The organism is Microbacterium sp. (genome assembly GCF_031178445.1).
Taxonomy (GTDB): Bacteria; Actinomycetota; Actinomycetes; order Actinomycetales; family Microbacteriaceae; genus Microbacterium.
In genome coordinates this window covers 189,259-206,965 of the sequence record NZ_JAPSIY010000004.1, presented here as the reverse complement: position 1 = coordinate 206,965, position 17,707 = coordinate 189,259, and the positions used below count along the sequence as shown (strand labels likewise).

The 17,707-nt window shown below is 69.2% G+C and carries 18 protein-coding genes and 1 tRNA gene; 6 read left to right on the top strand and 13 right to left on the bottom strand.

Annotated elements, in window-relative coordinates:
* Nucleotides 1-20: 20 nt before the first annotated feature.
* Genes RIN43_RS07655 through RIN43_RS07645 form a run of 3 tightly spaced genes read left to right on the top strand, consistent with a single transcriptional unit; the run spans nucleotide 21 to nucleotide 2,103 of the window.
* The gene (locus RIN43_RS07655; protein WP_309128308.1) at nucleotides 21-347 is read left to right on the top strand and encodes a cupin domain-containing protein; all 327 of its coding nucleotides are present in this window, start codon (nucleotides 21-23) and stop codon (nucleotides 345-347) included.
* The gene (locus RIN43_RS07650; protein WP_309128307.1) at nucleotides 344-1,090 is read left to right on the top strand and encodes an SDR family oxidoreductase; all 747 of its coding nucleotides are present in this window, start codon (nucleotides 344-346) and stop codon (nucleotides 1,088-1,090) included. Before RIN43_RS07655 ends, RIN43_RS07650 begins: the two co-directional genes overlap by 4 nt.
* Nucleotides 1,024-2,103, top strand: coding sequence for an alpha/beta fold hydrolase (locus tag RIN43_RS07645; protein WP_309128306.1), 1,080 nt, complete (start codon nucleotides 1,024-1,026; stop codon nucleotides 2,101-2,103). Before RIN43_RS07650 ends, RIN43_RS07645 begins: the two co-directional genes overlap by 67 nt.
* Here the strand turns inward: RIN43_RS07645 and RIN43_RS07640 are convergent.
* Nucleotides 2,082-2,172: transfer RNA gene (locus tag RIN43_RS07640), tRNA-Ser, on the bottom strand. The two genes, RIN43_RS07645 and RIN43_RS07640, sit on opposite strands and share 22 nt — an antisense overlap.
* A 105-nt stretch (nucleotides 2,173-2,277) precedes the next feature.
* On the opposite strand from RIN43_RS07640, the gene RIN43_RS07635 reads away from it, so the two are divergent.
* From RIN43_RS07635 to RIN43_RS07625, 3 genes are read left to right on the top strand one after another with little or no spacing between them, the layout of a single operon-like run.
* Nucleotides 2,278-3,207 carry an ornithine cyclodeaminase family protein gene (locus RIN43_RS07635; protein WP_309128305.1) on the top strand — a complete coding sequence of 310 codons (930 nt, stop codon included), beginning with the start codon at nucleotides 2,278-2,280 and terminating at the stop codon, nucleotides 3,205-3,207.
* Nucleotides 3,208-3,250: 43 nt separating this feature from the next.
* Nucleotides 3,251-4,234, top strand: coding sequence for a proline racemase family protein (locus RIN43_RS07630; RefSeq protein ID WP_309128304.1), 984 nt, complete (start codon nucleotides 3,251-3,253; stop codon nucleotides 4,232-4,234).
* Between the two features lie 36 nt (nucleotides 4,235-4,270).
* The gene (locus RIN43_RS07625) at nucleotides 4,271-5,461 is read left to right on the top strand and encodes an amidohydrolase family protein (RefSeq protein WP_309128303.1); all 1,191 of its coding nucleotides are present in this window, start codon (nucleotides 4,271-4,273) and stop codon (nucleotides 5,459-5,461) included.
* A 49-nt stretch (nucleotides 5,462-5,510) separates the two neighbouring features.
* On the opposite strand, the gene RIN43_RS07620 is transcribed toward RIN43_RS07625, so the two are convergent.
* The 12 genes from RIN43_RS07620 to RIN43_RS07565 form a co-directional block, all read right to left on the bottom strand.
* Nucleotides 5,511-6,989 carry an aldehyde dehydrogenase (NADP(+)) gene (locus tag RIN43_RS07620; RefSeq protein ID WP_309128302.1) on the bottom strand — a complete coding sequence of 493 codons (1,479 nt, stop codon included), beginning with the start codon at nucleotides 6,987-6,989 and terminating at the stop codon, nucleotides 5,511-5,513.
* A gap of 10 nt (nucleotides 6,990-6,999) precedes the next feature.
* Nucleotides 7,000-8,001 carry a proline racemase family protein gene (locus RIN43_RS07615; RefSeq protein WP_309128301.1) on the bottom strand — a complete coding sequence of 334 codons (1,002 nt, stop codon included), beginning with the start codon at nucleotides 7,999-8,001 and terminating at the stop codon, nucleotides 7,000-7,002.
* 76 nt (nucleotides 8,002-8,077) lie between these two features.
* Nucleotides 8,078-9,010 (bottom strand): dihydrodipicolinate synthase family protein, encoded by a 933-nt coding sequence (locus RIN43_RS07610; RefSeq protein ID WP_309128300.1) that lies wholly within the window; start codon nucleotides 9,008-9,010, stop codon nucleotides 8,078-8,080.
* Nucleotides 9,007-10,443, bottom strand: a complete 1,437-nt coding sequence (locus tag RIN43_RS07605; RefSeq protein ID WP_309128299.1) for an FAD-dependent oxidoreductase — start codon at nucleotides 10,441-10,443, stop codon at nucleotides 9,007-9,009. The genes RIN43_RS07610 and RIN43_RS07605 overlap by 4 nt, the downstream gene beginning before the upstream one ends.
* Entirely contained in the window at nucleotides 10,440-10,685 is a 246-nt protein-coding gene (locus RIN43_RS07600) for a (2Fe-2S)-binding protein (RefSeq protein ID WP_309128298.1), read from the bottom strand. The genes RIN43_RS07605 and RIN43_RS07600 overlap by 4 nt, the downstream gene beginning before the upstream one ends.
* Nucleotides 10,682-11,842 carry an FAD-dependent oxidoreductase gene (locus tag RIN43_RS07595; RefSeq protein ID WP_309128297.1) on the bottom strand — a complete coding sequence of 387 codons (1,161 nt, stop codon included), beginning with the start codon at nucleotides 11,840-11,842 and terminating at the stop codon, nucleotides 10,682-10,684. The genes RIN43_RS07600 and RIN43_RS07595 overlap by 4 nt, the downstream gene beginning before the upstream one ends.
* 91 nt (nucleotides 11,843-11,933) lie before the next feature.
* Nucleotides 11,934-12,647 (bottom strand): ABC transporter ATP-binding protein, encoded by a 714-nt coding sequence (locus RIN43_RS07590; protein WP_375163724.1) that lies wholly within the window; start codon nucleotides 12,645-12,647, stop codon nucleotides 11,934-11,936.
* A complete protein-coding gene (locus tag RIN43_RS07585) occupies nucleotides 12,644-13,552 on the bottom strand; it encodes an ABC transporter ATP-binding protein (RefSeq protein WP_309128295.1) in 909 nt (302 codons plus the stop codon). The genes RIN43_RS07590 and RIN43_RS07585 overlap by 4 nt, the downstream gene beginning before the upstream one ends.
* The gene (locus RIN43_RS07580) at nucleotides 13,549-14,706 is read right to left on the bottom strand and encodes a branched-chain amino acid ABC transporter permease (RefSeq protein WP_309128294.1); all 1,158 of its coding nucleotides are present in this window, start codon (nucleotides 14,704-14,706) and stop codon (nucleotides 13,549-13,551) included. The genes RIN43_RS07585 and RIN43_RS07580 overlap by 4 nt, the downstream gene beginning before the upstream one ends.
* Nucleotide 14,707: 1 nt before the next feature.
* Nucleotides 14,708-15,595 carry a branched-chain amino acid ABC transporter permease gene (locus RIN43_RS07575; RefSeq protein ID WP_309128425.1) on the bottom strand — a complete coding sequence of 296 codons (888 nt, stop codon included), beginning with the start codon at nucleotides 15,593-15,595 and terminating at the stop codon, nucleotides 14,708-14,710.
* A gap of 69 nt (nucleotides 15,596-15,664) precedes the next feature.
* The gene (locus RIN43_RS07570) at nucleotides 15,665-16,849 is read right to left on the bottom strand and encodes a branched-chain amino acid ABC transporter substrate-binding protein (protein ID WP_309128293.1); all 1,185 of its coding nucleotides are present in this window, start codon (nucleotides 16,847-16,849) and stop codon (nucleotides 15,665-15,667) included.
* A 124-nt stretch (nucleotides 16,850-16,973) separates the two neighbouring features.
* Nucleotides 16,974-17,639 carry a GntR family transcriptional regulator gene (locus RIN43_RS07565; RefSeq protein WP_309128292.1) on the bottom strand — a complete coding sequence of 222 codons (666 nt, stop codon included), beginning with the start codon at nucleotides 17,637-17,639 and terminating at the stop codon, nucleotides 16,974-16,976.
* Nucleotides 17,640-17,707 lie beyond the last annotated feature (68 nt).

Below are 17,707 nucleotides of genomic sequence, written 5' to 3'. Positions count from 1 at the left end.
CCCTGAGGAGGAACCCGCGCATGGAACAACTCGTCAACCCGCCACAACAGGCCGATCGCATCGCGTACACGGAAGTGCTGAGGGTGCCGACGATGAGCGTCGGCACCTACCATTTGCCTGCTGGAGCGACAGACCCGCAGAGCCCGCACACCGAAGACGAGGTCTACGTCATCCTCAGAGGGCAAGGCATACTGCGCGCCGAGAGCGGAGACGCTCTCGCCGTGCCAGGAGCTGCCCTCTTCGTACCCGCAGGCGAACACCATTCCTTCGTGGAGATCGTCGAGCCGCTGCTCATGTACGTCGTGTTCTCGCCCGGCGAGGGAACCAACGCGACAGCAGATCTATGAGCAGGACGGTCGCTATCGTCACCGGCGGAAGCCGGGGAATCGGCGCAGACATCGTCCGCCGTCTGGCACGCATCGGCCATCACGTGCTCCTGGTCTACGGGCACAACGAAACCGACGCCGCTGCGACGGTTCGGCGGTGCGCAACGCAGACCACGAAGGTCATCTCCCTCAAGTGCGACATCTCCGGGCTGGACGCGCCGCAACGCGTCTTTCGTCGCGCGTCGGAGATCGGCACTCCGGTCGCGCTTGTGAACAACGCGGGCATCACCGGTCAGATCAGCAGGCTCGAAAACGCGCACGAAGACACGATCCGGCGCACGATCGACGTCAACCTCACGGCGACCATCATGCTCTGCCGGGAGGCGATGCGACACTGGTCGGCGCCCGGCGCCGACACTCCGCGGAGCATCGTCAACGTCTCGTCCATCGCCGGCAAGACCGGGGCCCCTGGCGAGTACGTCTGGTACGCCGCGGCGAAGGCGGGTGTGAACGCGCTCACCACCGGCCTGGCAGTCGAAGGCGCGAGACTCGGCATCCGAGTGAATGCCGTGAGTCCTGGAACCACCGCCACGACGATCCACGCCAAAGCGGGCAAGCCCAACCGCGCCCAGGAAGTCGGCTCACGCTCACCGATGGGCAGACCCGCCACCACCGACGAGGTCGCCGCTGCCGTGGAATGGCTCATCAGCTCGGAGGCGAGCTACGTCAACGGGGCGATCCTCGACGTCACGGGCGGCACGTGATGACCGATTTCGATGGCGAGGATGTCGAAGTTCGTTGCGATGACGGCCAGGTGATCAAGGCCAGGTTGTACGCGCTCAGGGCATCGGAAGGAGAACCGCGAGGCGTGATCATCGCCCCCGCCACCGGAGTGCAGAGCAGTTATTACCGGCGGTTCGCGGGCTACCTCGCAGACAACGGCTTCAACGTCCTGGTGCCCGACTTCCGTGGGATCGGACGCTCTGCCCCACCCGACGCGAACGAGTATCGACGCCTCAAGGCGCGCTGGCACGAGTGGGGGACTCAGGACGTCGAGGCGTGCATCGCCTGGCTCCTGGATCGGCTTGGAGGCCGGCCACGGATCAGCGCCGTCGGCCACAGCTTCGGAGGATTCGCGAGCCTCCTCGCGGAGCACGCCCACCAGTTTGAGCGAGTGATGTTAGTGGGAGCACAGCACGCGCACTGGACGGACTACGACAGGCATCGACGTCTCGCTTTCATCCTCAGATGGCACGTCTTCATGCCGGCCGTGACCATGCTGCTCGGATACTTCCCCGGAAAGAAGCTCGGCTGGCTGGAGAACCTGCCCCGCGGAGTCGCGCTCGATTGGGCTCGCGGAGCCTCCGATTACGCGAAAACCATCGGCACCGACGGCGAGAGGATCATGCACCGGGTCTCCCAGCTCACGCTGCCCGTGCTTTCGGTGAACCCCACGGACGATCCGTACGCCACGCCGGCGGCGGTGCGAAGAACGCTCCGGTATCTGTCATCCGCTACGTGTGAGGAATGGTTCGTCGATCCCCGAGACCTCGGAGTGGACGAGATCGGACACTTCGGCCTCTTCCACCAGCGATTCCGCGAAACCTTCTGGCCGAAAGCGCTTCATTGGCTTCTCGGCACGGAAACGACGATCGACATGCGGCCCGATGACGCGCATCGCGACGCACGGTGTGATGACCTTCCGCGACTGCCCCTCCGCATACGCGAAAACCCCCGATTTCTCGGGGGTTTCCATGGCGGTGACGGTGGGATTTGAACCCACGGTAGGGGGTTACCCTACACAACTTTTCGAGAGTTGCACCTTCGGCCGCTCGGACACGTCACCGCGGACAAGTTTACGGTAAGCCGGCCCGCCGCGCGAATCGGGCATCTCGGTCCGCGCCCCGACATAGCGCGTGACATATTACTGCTCGCGACTTACATTGGAATCATGCTCGATGTGATCGCCAATCTCGCCCTCGTCAGTGCCCGACAGGTCGAGGAGCGCGTCAGCATGTCCGGTGCGATCGCCGCCATCCAGACCACCCTGCGCGACGGCTTCGACCCCGAGGACGACCTCGCCCGTTCGATCGTCGACGTGCCGAACGGGCAGCTGCTGCTCATGCCGGCGGCGGCGGGCGGTGCGGTGGGCCAGAAGCTGGCGAGCGTGGCGCCAGGCAACCCGGCACGGGGTCTCGAGCGCATCCAGGCCGTCTACATCCTCATGGACGGCGACACCCTCGCCCCGATCGCCCTGCTCGACGGCACCGCACTGACCAGCCTGCGCACCCCCGCGGTCTCCGCCGCCTGCGCCGACCTCGTCGCTGGCCCAGACGCCGGCGATCTCGTCGTCATCGGAACGGGTCCGCAGGCCATCCGCCACGTCGAGGCGTTCGCGGCCATCCGCCCCCTCCGCACGGTGCGCCTCGTGGGCAGGGATGCCGGACGCGCAGCATCCGCCGCCGAAGCCGCCCGCGGGTACGCACCCGAGGCCGACGTCCGCGCCGGAAGCCTGGACGACATCACCGCCGCCGACCTCATCGTGTGCGCGACCACGGCATCCACTCCCCTGTTCCCCTCCGACGTCGTGCGCGACGATGCCACGATCGTCGCCATCGGGTCGCACGAGCCCGACCGCACCGAGCTCGACCCGGCCCTCCTCGGGCGTTCGCAGGTGATCGTCGAGAGCAAGCGCGTCGCACATACCGAGGCCGGTGACGTCATCGTCGCGGTCGAGGCCGGGATGCTGCGCCACGACGACCTCGTGACCATGCACGAGCTGTTCACCGCCGGCTTCTCGCCTGCGGGCGACCGCCCGCGCGTCATCAAGACGTGCGGCATGGGCTGGCAGGATCTCGCGGTCGCCCGCCTCGCCGTCTGACCCCTGCCCCAAACGGCACGACCACCGGAAGAGGAGCCCGCTAATGCGCTGGAGCACCGAGGACTGGCACACCGCCGGCGAGCCGTTTCGCATCGTCGAGGGGGTCGCGACGCACGGTTCCACCGTCGCGGAACGCCGTGTCGAGGCGATCGCGGGCGAGGCGGATGCGGTGCGCCGCTTCCTCTGCCTGGAGCCGCGCGGCCACGACGACATGTACGGCGGCTTCATCACCCCGCCCGACGACGACGGCGCCGACTTCGGCGTGCTGTTCTGGCATAAGGACGGCTTCTCCACCGCGTGCGGGCACGGCACGATCGCGCTCGGCGCCTGGGCCGTGCGCACCGGTCGCGTGCCGTCAGACCCCGACGGCGAGACGACCGTGACCATCGACGTGCCCAGCGGCCGCGTGCAGGCGCTGGTGCGGCGCTCCGGCGGCGCGATCGACGAGATCGTGTTCCGCAACGTCGAGTCCCGGGTTCTGGAGCGCGGCATCCGGCTGAGCACCTCGCGCGGCGAGGTCGACGTCGACCTCATCTTCGGCGGCGCCGTGTACGCCACGCTCTCGGCAGCATCCGTCGGGCTCGAAGTCACGCCGCAGAACACCACTGACTTGATCGCGATCGGTCGCGAGATCAAATGGGCGCTCAACGAGCATCCGTCGGCGCAGCTCGCCGACGACCGCCTCTCGGGTGTGTACGGCACGATCCTGTTCGACGACCTCGGCCGCACCGACGACGGACCCTGGCAGCGCAACGTCACCGTCTTCGCCGACGGCGAGGTCGACCGCAGCCCCTGCGGCTCAGGCACGGCCGCGCGCGTGGCGCTGCTCGCGGCAACGGGGGAACTCACCGAAGAAGAGGTACTCACGCACGACTCGATCGTCGGCACCCGCTTCCACGCCCGCATAGCCGAGCGCACCCCAGCGGGTGTGATCCCAGAAGTGAGCGGACTCGCCTTCAGGGTGGGCTCGTCCTCCTTCGAGCTCGACGAAGGCGATCCCCTGCCCGACGGCTTCAGCCTCCGCTGACAATCCCACCGCGAACGTTCAAGGAGCAGAGCGAGCATGCCAGAAGAGTCATTGTCGATCATCGGCGCCTACGTCTGGGACGGTGCGGCATTCACCCGTCGCGACGTGCACATCTCAGGGGGCAGAGTCGCAGCGGAGGCGGCTGAGGGCACTGCGACCCTCGACGCCGCGGGAAGATGGCTCGTGCCCGGCCTGATCGACGCGCACTTCCACGCCTACGCGACCAGCATGGACGGTCTCGAGAACGAGCGAGGGCCGCTCAGCTATGCCGCGCTGAACGGCGCGCGACGCCTGACCCGCGCGCTGCAGCGCGGCTTCACAACAGTCCGAGACGTCGCCGGCGGCGACATCGGGCTCGCACAGGCGGTGGATGCCGAACTGTTCCCCTCGCCGCGGTACCACTTCACCGGTCCTGCACTCAGCCAGACCGGCGGGCACGGCGACGCACGCTCGGCACACGTGGACGTGTGCTTCTCGCACGGTCACATGTGCGAGGTCGTCGACGGGGTCGACGCGCTGCGTGTGGCCGTGCGTGAACGGCTTCGCACTGGAGCGCACGCCATCAAGGTGATGGCGTCAGGGGGCGTCTTCTCGCTCACCGACCCGATTCGCATCCCGCAGTACTCCGCCGACGAGCTGCGCGCCGTGGTCGATGAGGCCACTCGTCGCGGAAGCTACGTCGCCGCGCACGCCTATTCGTCAGAGGCCGTGCAGCACGCCGTCGCGGCCGGCATCCGATCCATCGAGCACGGCAACCTGATCGATCGTGAGACGGCCGGACTCATGGCCGAGGCAGGGGCGTACCTGGTGCCAACGCTCGCCGCCTACGACGCCATGGACCGTCGCGGTGCCGAGATCGGCCTCAACCCGGTCTCGCTCGCGAAGAACGCCGAGGTGCTGTCCAAGGGCCAGGAGGCCGTCCGGCTTGCGCACACGGCCGGCGTGCGCGTCGGATTCGGCACCGACCTGATGGGCGATCTCGAAGACGATCAGCTCACCGGCGTGAAGCTGCAGATCGAGGCGAGCGGCCCCGCGGCAACCCTGCGATCGATGACCGCGGTGAACGCCGATCTGATCGGTGACTCCGCACTGGGGCATCTGGACGAAGGGGCGTACGGCGATGCCGTGCTCTTGACCGGGGACCCCCTCGCCGACCCTTCGGTGCTATGGCGGCAGGAGGCGCGGGAAGCGGTGATCCGCGGCGGGCGGCGGGTCGTGCAGCCCTGACGGCGGGAGCCCCTCACGATCGACATGAGGGGCTCCCTCGCCGAGTGGTTCAGCCCGCGAAGGAACCCCACGACGTCGAGTGCCCTGGCTCGCTGCGCTGCTGCGGCACGCCCCACGGGTTGTCGTCGCGCAGCGGCGCGGGCAGCAGCTCCTGCGGAGCGCCCTGGTATGCGACACCGCGAAGGAAGCGCGTGATCGCGGCGGTGCCGACGCTCGTCGCGTCGCTGGTGGTCGCCGGGTACGGTCCGCCGTGCTGCATCGCAGGGGTCACCGAGACGCCGGTCGGCCAGCCGCCGAACAGCACGCGACCGCTCGTCTCCGCCAGCGCGTCGACGAGCTCCGAGAGCGACCCGTCGGCGAGCTCCTCGGCGCGGGCATGCACGGTCGAGGTGAGGTTGCCCGGGAACAGCTCGGCGTGCAGCGCGGGCAGCGCGTCGCGGTCGGCGTAGCGCACGATCACCGACAGCGGCCCGAACGACTCCTCCAGCAGGGCCTCGCGGTGCTCGGCCAGGGTGTCGACGTCGACGGTGACCACGGTGGGCGTCGCGTAGGTCTGACCCGCGTCGTCGACACGCACCTCACCCTCCGAGAGCACGGTCACTCCCTCCGCGCCGAGCACGTCGTCACGGCGCTGGGCGAACGCCCGGCCGATCCCGGGGTTCAGCAGGCGGTGCTCGCTGACGGATGCCGCGGCATCGCCGACCGAGCTCAGCTCCGCCCCTTCGGGCACGAACAGGAAGCCGGGCTTGGTGCACAGCTGTCCCGCAGAGCCCGAGACCGATGCGACGAAGCCGTCGAGCAGCGCGGCATCCGCATAGGTGGCGTAGACCGGGTTGACGCTGCCGAGCTCGCCGTAGAACGGGATCGGCACCGGCCGGGAAGCGGCGATGTCGGCCAACATCCGCCCGACGTGCGTGGAACCGGTGAAGGCTCCGGCGCGGATGCGCTCGTCCTTCAGCAGCGCGACGCCGTTCTCCTGGCCGGAGATGAGCTGGAACACGCCGTCGGGCATACCCGCTCGTTCCAGCGCACCGGCGACGACCTCGGCGGTGCGGCGCGAGAGCTCGGGATGCCCGGAGTGAGCCTTCACGACCACCGGGCAGCCGGCGGCGAGCGCGGCGGCGGAGTCGCCGCCGGCGACCGAGAAGGCGAACGGGAAGTTTGATGCCGCGAAGTTCAGCACCGGCCCCACGGGCTCCAGCATCCGTCGCACATCCGGCCGAGGGCCGATCACGTAATCCGGGTCGGCCGGGTCGATGCGCGCGTCGAGGTAGCCGCCGTCGACGATGGTGTCGGCGAACAGCCGCAGCTGCCAGGCGGTGCGACGCAGCTCGCCGGTCAGCCGCGCCTCGGCCAGGCCGGTCTCGCGCATGGCGATGCCGACCAGTTCCGGGCCGGCCGCCTCGAGGGCGCCTGCCACGGCGACCAGCGCCGCACCGCGCTCGCGGGGGCTGGTGCGGGCGAACGGGCGTGCCGCGGCGGCCGCGCGGGCGGCCACCTCGTCGACGGTGATCTCGTTGTCGGTCACGTTTCTCTCCTTAGAAGACGAATCCCTCGGGGAACGGGTCGTTCTCGTCGAGCATGTACTGCCCCAGCCCGGTCACCCAGGCTCGCCCGGTGATGGTCGGAATGACGGCGGGCCGGTCACCCACCGCGGTCTCCCCCACCAGCCGGCCGGTGAACTCGGTGCCGATGAACGACTCGTTCACGAAGGGGCTGTCGAGGGCGAGCTCGCCGCGCGCGTGCAACTCGGCCATCCGGGCGCTGGTTCCCGTACCGCAGGGCGAGCGGTCGAACCAGCCGGGGTGGATGGCCATGGCGTGGCGCGAGCGCACGGCGTCCGATCCCGGCGCGATGAACTCCACGTGGTGCACGTGGTTCGCTCCCTCGAGCACCGGGTGCACGGGGGGCGCCTGCGTGTTGATGGCGTCCATGATCGCCAGGCCCGCCGAGAGGATATCGTCCTGACGGGCGCGATCGAACGGCAGGCCGACCTGGTCGAGATCGACCAGGGCGTAGTAGTTGCCGCCGAAGGCCACCGAGTAGGTGATCTCGCCGATGCCAGGCACGTCGATGCGCTCGTCGAGCCTGTCGACGAAGCTCGGCACGTTTTCGATGGTCACGTCGACCGCGCGACCGTCCTCGACGCGCACGCGGGCGATGACCAGCCCGGCGGGAACATCGAGGCGGATCTCGGTGACCGGCTCGGCCACCTCGACCATGCCGGTCTCGACGAGCACCGTCGCCGCTCCGATCGTGCCGTGTCCGCACATCGGCAGGAACCCTGATGCCTCGATGAACACGATGCCCCAGTCGGCGTCATCACGGGCGGGCGGCTGGAGCAGCACACCCGACATAGCGGCATGACCGCGAGGCTCGTTCATCAGGAACCCGCGCAGCCCGTCGAGATGCTCCATCGCGTACAGGCGCCGGTCGTTCATGGTGGCGCCGGGGATGCGGCCGACGCCACCGGTCACGACGCGCGTCGGCATCCCCTCGGTGTGGGAGTCGACGGCCTGAATGGTGCGGCGAGCGCGCATCAGCTGCCTCCATGGAGAGTGGGGGTCTGGCGGGGACGCCGCGCCGCGGCATCCCCGCCAAGCATTGTCACACGTGTTACGCGGCCACTGTCGCGCGGGCGGCGAGAGCAGTGAGCGCGCGCTCGGTGTCGGCGGTCACCTGGGCGCGCTGCTCGTCGGACAGCGGGCCGCGAGGCGGACGCGTCGGGCCGCCGTAGGAGTTGCCGCAGATGTCCATCGACAGCTTGATCGCCTGCACGAACTCGGTGCGCGAGTCCCACCGGAACACGGCGACGAGCTGCTCGTACAGCGCCTTGGCCTCGTGCCACTGCCCGTCACGGCACAGGTTGTACAACTCGACGGCCTCGCGCGGGAAGGCGTTCGGGTAGCCGGCGAACCAGCCGACAGCGCCGTTGACCATGAGCTCGAAGAGCACGTCGTCGGCTCCGGCGATGATGTCGATGTCGCAGAGCTCCTTGATCTCGTAGACACGACGGACGTCGCCCGAGAACTCCTTGATGGCGACGACCTCGGGGATCTCGGCGAGCTTCGCCACGAGCGAGGGCACCAGGTCGACCTTGGTGTCGAACGGGTTGTTGTAGGCCATGATCGGCAGGCCGACCTTAGCGACCTCCTCGTAGTGCGCGATGACCTCTGACTCGTTGGCGCGGTAGATGGTCGGCGGCAGGAGCAGCACGCCGTCGGCACCGTCCTCGCGGGCGTACTCTGCCCACTTCCGCGCTTGGTGGCTGCCCACGCCGTGCACGCCCGCGATCACGATGCCGCGACCGTCGACGGCCTCGACGGCGACCTGGATCACCTTGCGGCGCTCCTCGTCGCTCAGCGACGAGTACTCGCCGAGCGAGCCGTTCGGGCCGACGCCGCGGCATCCGTTCGCCATGAGGAAGTCGACGTGCTCGCCGAACTTGTCGTAGTCGACGGCGAGTCCTGCCGGCGCCGACGCGTCTTCCTTGAACGCGAGGGTGGTGGCCACGACGACGCCGCCGAGGTCCATGTTCTGCTCAGTCATCTCTTCTCCTGTGTGGTGTGAGCTTGTGTGGTGTGGAAGTGCTCGGCGTGTGTGGCCGAATCCGCCGCGTCCCCGGGGTCGGGGGCTGGGCTGCAGTGCGCGGCGAGCTCGCCGATGCGCACCGAGGAAAGCACGGGCCGGCGGTCGAAGCCGAACGGGGCGCCGAGGATGTCTTCGACGCTGCGGCCGCAGGTGCGGCCCTGGCAGGCGCCGAGCCCGGCGCGGGTCGCGAGGCGCATTCCACGCGAGGAGACCCCGGAGTACTCGTCGATCGTCGCCTTGCGCACCGACTCGCATCGGCACACGATGGTGTCGTCGTCGAGCCAGGTGGTCCAGCCGGAGCGGATGCCGTGCACGTCGAGCCGGGCGGCGAAGGCGCGCATGCGGCGGCGCGCGGCCAGCGGAGCGCGGTAGCGAAGGTCGGCCTCGGCGACGCCGGCGGCGGCGAGCCCGGCGATCTCGCCCTCGGCGAGCGCGGCGTCCGCCCCGCCGATGCCCGTGATCTCACCGGCGGCGTACACGTCGGGCGTGCTGGTGCGCTGCTGGGTGTCGACGCGCACGAAGCGATCCGGCGTGACCTCACAGCCGAACTGCAGGGCGGCCTCCAGCCGGGGCGTGAACCCGTGGCCCAGCGCGACGGCGTCGCACTCGACCGTGCGCGCGGTGCCCGCGATGGGCCGCCAGTCGCGGTCCACACGCTGCACGGTGACCGCTTCGACGCTCGAGCCGCCGTGGATGCGGGTGACCGCGCTGCCGAACCGGTAAGGGGTGCGGCGCCTCAGGAGCGATGCGACGTACGAGCCGAGCTCGCCGGCCTTGTCCACCGCCGCCGTGAGCTCCCAGGCACGCGCGCCCCAGCCCCGCAGAATGGTGCCGACGGATGCCGCCTCGACGACCTCGGAGACCTCGCCGCCGAGCAGCGTGATGCTCTGCGCCACCGGCAGCAGGAACGGCCCGGCGCCGGCGACCACGGTGCGGGTGCCCAGCGTGATGCCGTCGCGCTTGGCGAGGGCCTGCGCTGCGCCGGCAGAGGTGACGCCGGGCAGGGTCCAGCCCGGCACCGGCAGCACGCGGTCATGCGCGCCGGTGGCGATCACGACGGCATCCGCCACCAGGGTCTCGCCGCGGCGGCCGGCCCCGTCGGCCGGGCCGACCAGGGCGTGGACGCGCAACGGCATTCCGGGTTCGACGCGCCAGACGCTCGCAGACGACAGCATGCGGACGCTCTCGAGGGCCTGCCTCAACGCCGCGAAGCGACCGAGCTGATGCTGCAGCCGACCGTCGGTGAAATCCGGGTGATGGCGCCAGAACTGGCCACCGACGCGCTCGCCCTCGTCGACGATCACGACCTCTGCCCCGGCGGCGGTGGCGGATGCCGCGGCCGCGAGCCCCGCAGGCCCGGCACCGATCACGACGACGCGGCGGATGCTCATGAGCGCCCCTCCCGCTCGATGACGTCGCCGTCGCACGCGGTGCGCTGGCAGGCTCGCACGCCCTCGACGCCGTTCACGGTGAGAACGCAGTCCTGGCAGATGCCGATGCCGCAGAAGATGCCCCGCTCCGCTCCCGCCGCATCCCGCCACGTGCGGCGGCCGTTCGCGAGCAGGATGCCGGCGATCGTCTGCCCCTCGCGCCCGGCGAGCTCGTCGCCGTCGAACCGGATGCCGACGCTCATGCGGCCACCCCCTGCAGGGTGCTGCGCGACGGCAGGAAGGGCGTCGGGTCGAGCGGCGCGACGGTACCGAGCACGGCGTGGGCGATCAGCGCGCCTGTCGTCGGGGCGAGGCCGATGCCTGCGCCCTCGTGCCCCGCGGCGTGGAAGAGTCCGGCGATGCGAGCGTCGGCGCCGATGGCGGGCAGGTGATCGGGCGCGTACGGGCGGAATCCGAAGTAGGTGCGCAGCAGCATCGTGTCGTGCAGGAACGGGAAGAGACGCGTCGCCTTCGCAGCGATCTCGGCCAGTGGCGGCAGCAGGCCGTGCTCCGAGAAGCCGACCCGCTCGCGGCTCGATCCGATCAGCACGGTGCCCGACGGGGTCGATTCCACCACGGTGGAGGTCTGCAGCGCGGCATCCCCCGAGCCGACGGCGCCGACGTAGTCCGCGTCGTAGACCTTGTGGAAGACGCGCTGCGGCATCGCGGTCGTCACCAGGATGGTGCCGCGGCGCGGGCGGATGTCGAGTTGAGCCCCGAACAATGCTGCCGCCTCACCCGCCCACGGGCCCGCGCAGTTCACGACCGCATCCGCGTCGATCCGGCCCTCGCCGGTGAGCACGCTGCGCACGCGATCGCCGTCGACGACGGCGCCGGTCACCTCGGTGATGCGCAGGCGGGCGCCCAGGTGACGGGCTCGGGCCAGCATCGCCTGCGCGGCCAGGCTGGGCTGCACCTGCGCGTCGTCGGGGTAGTGCACCCCGATCGCGAGATCGGGTGCGAGGTGCGGCTCAGCGGCGCGCAGGGCCCGCTCGTCGAGCACGTCGACACGGATGCCGATCTCCCGCTGAGTGGCGGCGAAGCGCTCCAGCGCGGAGGCTCCCTCGGCGAACGCGACGACGACGCCGCCCTTCGCCTCGAACTCGGTCGCGGGCTGACCCGGCACACGGTCGGCGTCGAGCCGCTCGGCCAGCTCGCGCCACGCGCGATTCGCCTCGATGGCCATCAGCGCTTCGGCGCCGGGTTCCTTGTCGGAGACGAGGATGTTGCCCTCGCACCGGCTGGAGGTTTCGCCGGCCACCCCGCTGCGATCGACCACGATCACCTCGGCGCCGGCCTCGGTGAGGGCGAGCGCGCAGGCGGCGCCGACCGCGCCCGCACCGATCACGATGATCCGCATCCCGACCCCCTTCCAACTTAGTGACGTGTGACATATTACCTTGGAAGATTGAGACGCACCACCCCGTCATCGGGATGGCGCGTCTCCCGATTCACCCGCCCAGGTACGCGTCGATCACGCGGGCATCGGCCGCCAGCTCCGAGGCCGGGCCCGACATGGTCGCCTGCCCGGTCTCGACGACGTAGGCGCGGTCGGCGATCTTCAGCGCGGCCCTGGCGTTCTGCTCGACGAGCAGCACCGTGGTCCCCTGCGCGTTCACGGCCTGGATCGTCTCCATGACCTGCTTCACGACCAGGGGCGCGAGACCCATCGAGGGCTCGTCGAGCAGCAGCAGCTTGGGCCCGCCGATGATGGCACGGCCGATCGCGACCATCTGCTGTTCACCGCCCGACAGCGTGCCGCCCTGCTGCTTGCGCCGCTCGGCCAGCCGCGGCATCAGCGAGTAGACCTGCTCGACGCGCTGGGCGATCACCTTCTGATCGCGAACGGTGTACCCGCCCAGCAGAAGGTTCTCGTGCACGGTCATGGTCGAGAAGATCCGGCGCCCCTCCGGCACGTGGATCAGCCCTGCGGCCACGATGTCCCAGGGCTTGGCCGTGGTGAGGTCCATGTCGCCCCACCGGACCGCCCCCGACTTCGGGCGTACCAGCCCCGACAGCATGTTCATGGTGGTCGACTTGCCGGCGCCGTTGTTTCCCAACAGGCACACGATCTCACCCGCGCGCACCTCGAAGCTCAGCTCGCGCAGGGCGTGCACCCGGCCGTAGTAGACGTCGGCGGCGTCGACGGTCAGCGTGCTCATCAGCGCTTCTCCTTGCTGTTCTTCTCGAGCAGCGACAGATCGACGGTGCCGGTCTGCAGCTTCGTGTCGTCGAGTGGTTCGTCCTCGACGCCGAGGTAGGCCTCGATCACGATCGGGTCGTTCTTGATCTGCTCCGGCGTGCCCTCGGCGATCTCCTTGCCGTAGTTGAGCACCACGATCCGCTCCGCCAGCTCCATGATCAGCCCCATGTCGTGCTCGATGAGCACCACCGCGACGCCCAGGTCGCGGATGCGGCGGATCAGCTGCATGAGCGCCTGCTTCTCGTTGAAGTTCAGGCCGGCGGCAGGCTCGTCCAGCAGCAGCAGCTTGGGGCCGGTGGCGAGCGCTCGGGCGATCTCGACCCGGCGCTGTTCGCCGTAGGGCAGCTGCGTGACGTACAGGTTCTCGTCGCCCGTGAAGCCGACGAAATCGAGCCACCCGCGAGCCTGCTCCGCGCACTCCTGCTCTGCCCGGCGGTAGCCGGGCGTGTGCAGCAGCGTCGCCCAGAAGCCCTCGCGCAGGTTGGCGTGCATCGCGGTCTTGACGTTGTCGAGCACGCTCAGCTCACGGAACAGCCTCAGGTTCTGGAACGTGCGTGCCATGCCCCACTTGGTGACCCGCGAGGGCAGCACCCGGTAGAACCCGAAGCTCTGCAGCAGATCGACCATGCGCAGGGTGCGCCAGAACGCCGGCGCCTCGCGCACGATGTCCTTGCCGTCGAACACCACCGAGCCGGAGGTGGGCAGGTAGAACGCCGAGATGCAGTTGAACGCGCTGGTCTTCCCGGCACCGTTCGGCCCGATGACGGCGAGGATCTCGCCCGCCTCGACAGAGAAGCTGAGCCCGTCGACGGCCTTCACGCCGCCGAACTGCAGGCGGAGGTCCTTGACTTCCAGCAGAGCGCTCATCGGTCCTCCTCGCGTTCCACGGGCTCGAGATCCTCGTTCGCCGACGCCTGCGGCACCGCCATGAAGCCCGCTGTGGCCGGCGGAACGGGCCGCTTCTTCTTCAGCCACGGCAGCACGGCGGTCGCCGGCCACAGCCCCGCCGGGCGGAACAGCATGACCACGATCAGCAGCAGGCCGAAGATCAGGAAGCGCCACTCCGAGAAGTCACGCAGCAGCTCGGGTGCGAGCGACACGAACAGCGCGCCGATGATCACGCCCGGGGTTGAGCCCATGCCACCGAGAACGACCGCCATCAGGATCAGGGCCGAGTAGAGGAACTGGAAGCTGTTCGGGCTGATGGCAGACAGGTGCGTGGCCATCAGCTGTCCCGCGATGCCCGCCCAGACCGCGCCGATGATGTAGGCGGTGATCTTCGCGACGTAGGTGTTGATGCCCATCGCCTCAGCCGCGTCCTCGTCGTCGCGCACCGCCTTCCACGCCCTGCCGAGCCGACCCCTGGCGAGGCGGCCGGCGCCGATCACGCCCACGAGCACGACGACCATCGCGACGAAGTAGTAGAAGACTACGCGCTGCGGGAACTCCAGGCCGAACAGGCTGAACCCGTCGGCGAAGCTCCAGTCTCCGAAGGTCCAGGTGGGGATGCCGTGGATGCCCGAGGGACCTCCGGTGATGTCGAGGTTGTTCGCGGTGATGCGGATGATCTCGCCGAAGCCGAGGGTGACGATGGCGAGGTAGTCGCTGCGCAGCCTCAGCGTGGGCGCGCCGATGATGATCCCGGCGAGGATGCAGGCCAGGATGGTGGCCGGCAGCGCCGCCCACATCGGCCAGCCGACCACCGTGGTGAGGATGCCGGAGATGTACGCGCCGACGGCGAAGAAGGCGATGTAGCCCAGGTCGAGCAGCCCTGCGTAACCGACCACGACGTTCAGACCCATGCAGAGCATGATGTAGATCAGCGCGCTGGTCGCGATCGACATCGTGTACCGAGAGGCGTCGAGGAACGGCAGCACGGCCAGCAGCACGATGCTGAGCATTCCGAGCGCGCGCAGGAATCCGCTGTTGGAGGTGAAGACGCCGCGTGCCGCGGCTGGGCGTTCGAACTGCGGCGAGGGTGCGCGCAGCGCCGCGTCTCGCGTGAGAGTGGAGCGGGACATGTCACATCCTCTCGACGACGCGGGCGCCGAGCAGCCCGGTCGGTTTGAAAGTGAGGAACAGGATGAGGAAGGCGAACGAGAAGACGTCTCGCCATTCGCCGCCGAACCAGGCCGACCCGAAGGATTCGAGAAGTCCCAGCAGCAGCCCGCCGAGCATGGCGCCGTAGAGGTTGCCGATGCCTCCGATGACGGCTGCGGTGAACGCTTTCAGCCCGATGATGAAGCCCATCAGGAAGTCGATCGAGCCGTAGTACGCCCCCGCCATGACACCGGCGGCGCCCGCCAGCGCCGAGCCGATGAAGAACACGGTGGCGATAACGCGGTTGACGTTGACGCCCATCAGCTGGGCGCCCTGCGGGTCGAGGGCGATGGCGCGCATCGCGCGACCCTGACGGGTGCGCTCGACGATGTGGGCCAGCACGAGCATGAGTCCCGCAGCGATCACGACGAGGACGATCTGCGAGGCGGTGATACGCATGCCGGCGAAGTCGAAGCCGCTCGAGGCGAGTCGCACCGGGAACGCCTCGGGGTTGGGGCCGAAGATCTGGCGCACCGCGTACTCGAGGGTGAACGAGACGCCGATCGCCGTGATCAGCACGGCCAGCCGTGGGCTCTTTCGCAACGGCCGATAGGCGACGCGCTCGATGCCGACGCCGATCAGCCCCGTCGTGACCATCGAGAGCAGCAGGATGACCAGCAGCAGGGGGATGGAGGTCTCGTTCGAGATGCCGAAGGCCGACATGGCCGCGAAGCCGGCGAACGCGCCGAGCATGTAGATGTCACCGTGGGCGAAGTTCAGCAGCTTGATGATCCCGTAGACCATGCTGTACCCGAGGGCGACCAGGGCGTAGAACGAGCCGACGATCAGGCCGTTCCAGATGAGTTGCATCACTGAGGATGTCCTTCCGCGTCGAGGGACGACGAGAGCGGGGCGGCTCGCGCCGCCCCGCCTGGTCGATCAGCCCTGAAGGTCGTCCTCGAGCACGAAGCTGCCCGTCGCCGGGTCGATGCCGACGATCACGAATCCACCGCCGGAGAGCGTGTGGTCCTCGGTGAAGGTCAGCGGTCCCGCGAAGGTGTCGAAGTCCTTCAGCCCCTCGAGTGCGGCGACCACCTCGTCGAACTCGGTGCTGCCCGCCTCCTTGATCGCCTCGGCGATCACGCGCACGGCATCGTACGACTGGGTCGAGTACGGCCCGGGCTTGCCGCCCGCGAGTTCCTCGTAGTCGGCGATCCAGTCCTCGGCACCCTCGATCATGTCGGGCGTCTGCGTGAACGTGCCGAGCACGTGCTCGGTGTACCCGTTGCCGGCGATCTCGGCGAACTTGGCGTCGACCGAGCCGTCACCCACGAGGAACGCCCCTTCGTAGCCGGCGTCCGTCGCCTGGCGGACGATCAGACCGCCCTCCTGGTAGTAGCCGGTCCAGTAGACGAGGTCGGGCTTCTCGGAGGCGAGCTGCGTGGCGACGGCCGCGTAGTCGTTCTCACCCGGCGTGACGGTGGCCTCGAACGACACCTCGAGCCCGGCGGCCTCTGCCTGCTCGACGAACGACTTCGCCAGGTCGGCCGAGTACGCCGTGGCGTCGTCGATGGTGGCGACGGTGGTGGCACCGCTCTTCTGCGCGTACGTCACCGCTGCCTCGGCCTGCTGGGTGCCGGTGCCGTTGATGAGGAACACGCCAGGCAGCTGCTGCTTGACGAGTTCGTTCGAGTTCGCCGCCGGGATGACCATGGGGATGCCGGCCTCGTCGAAGATCGGCAGCGTGGGCAGCGTGGCGCCCGAGCAGTATCCGCCGACCGACGCGACGATGCCTTCTGTGACCAGCTTGTTCGCCGCGGACACGGCCGCGGTCGCGTCGCACGCATCGTCTTCGACGACCAGCTCGAGCTCGCGTCCGTCGATTCCGCCGTCCGCATTGATCTCGTCGACGGCGAGCTGCGCGCCGTTCTGCATGTAGTCGCCGAAGGCGGACTCGCTTCCCGAGAACGGAGCGAGCATGCCGAGCTTGATGGGCCCTTCCTCGGACCCGCCGTCGTCACCGCCGCCTGCCAGACCACCGGAGCAGCCTGCGGTGAGGATGATCGCACTGGCCGCTGCTGCCAGCGAGAGTGCGCGCGCGAGGCGCGGGGTTCGGGTGTTCATGTGATGGACCTCCTGGATGCTTCGTTGCACTGCGACCGGATAGCACGTGACACATTACTCAGTGGGTCGTCGAAACGGAACAGCCGAGATGAATCCGTGACCGAACGATCGGTCAGCGCGTCATTCAGTGCTCGTCGCGTCCGCTCCACACGCCGCCGACATGCCGGATGTGCTGCCGCATGAGAGCCTCGGCACCTTCGCCGTCGCCGGCCACCAGCATGTCGACCAGCTCACCGTGCTCGAGCGCGGTCGACATCAGCGCGTCGGTCTCGGCCAAGTGCGCCAGCCCGACGAGGCGCGTCTGCTGCCTCAACTCGCGGACGACCTCCACAAGCGTGCGGTTACCCGCCATCTCGAGGATGCGCAGATGGAACGCCGTGTCGGCGGCGAGATACTCGGCGAACCGGCCGTCCCGCCCGGCTTCGACGATCTCATCTGCCAGCGCGCGCAGCTCGGCGACGACCGAGTCGGTCAGAGTGCCCGCGATCTGCCTCATGGGCGGCGCCTCGAGCAGCGTCCGCACCTCTCCGAGCTCACGGAGCTCATCATCCGAGACCTCGGTCACCTCGAATCCGCGGTTTCGGATCGGGCGCAGGAACCCGCGGCGGGCGAGATTGAGCATCGCCTCGCGCACCGGTGTCGCGCTCACGCCGAAGTCTCCGGCGAGGGTGGGCACCGTGAGCACCTGCCCCGGCGGGATCTCTCCCGACACGATGCGGGAGGACAGCTGATTCTCGACCTGCTCCCGCAGGCTCTCGGCGGGCGCGAGCAGCGTGCCGAAGCCGCTCACGCTGCACCTCCAACATGTGTCATGTGGCACATGCTACCCGGGGAGGAGCCCGCGAGCACAGCGGCATC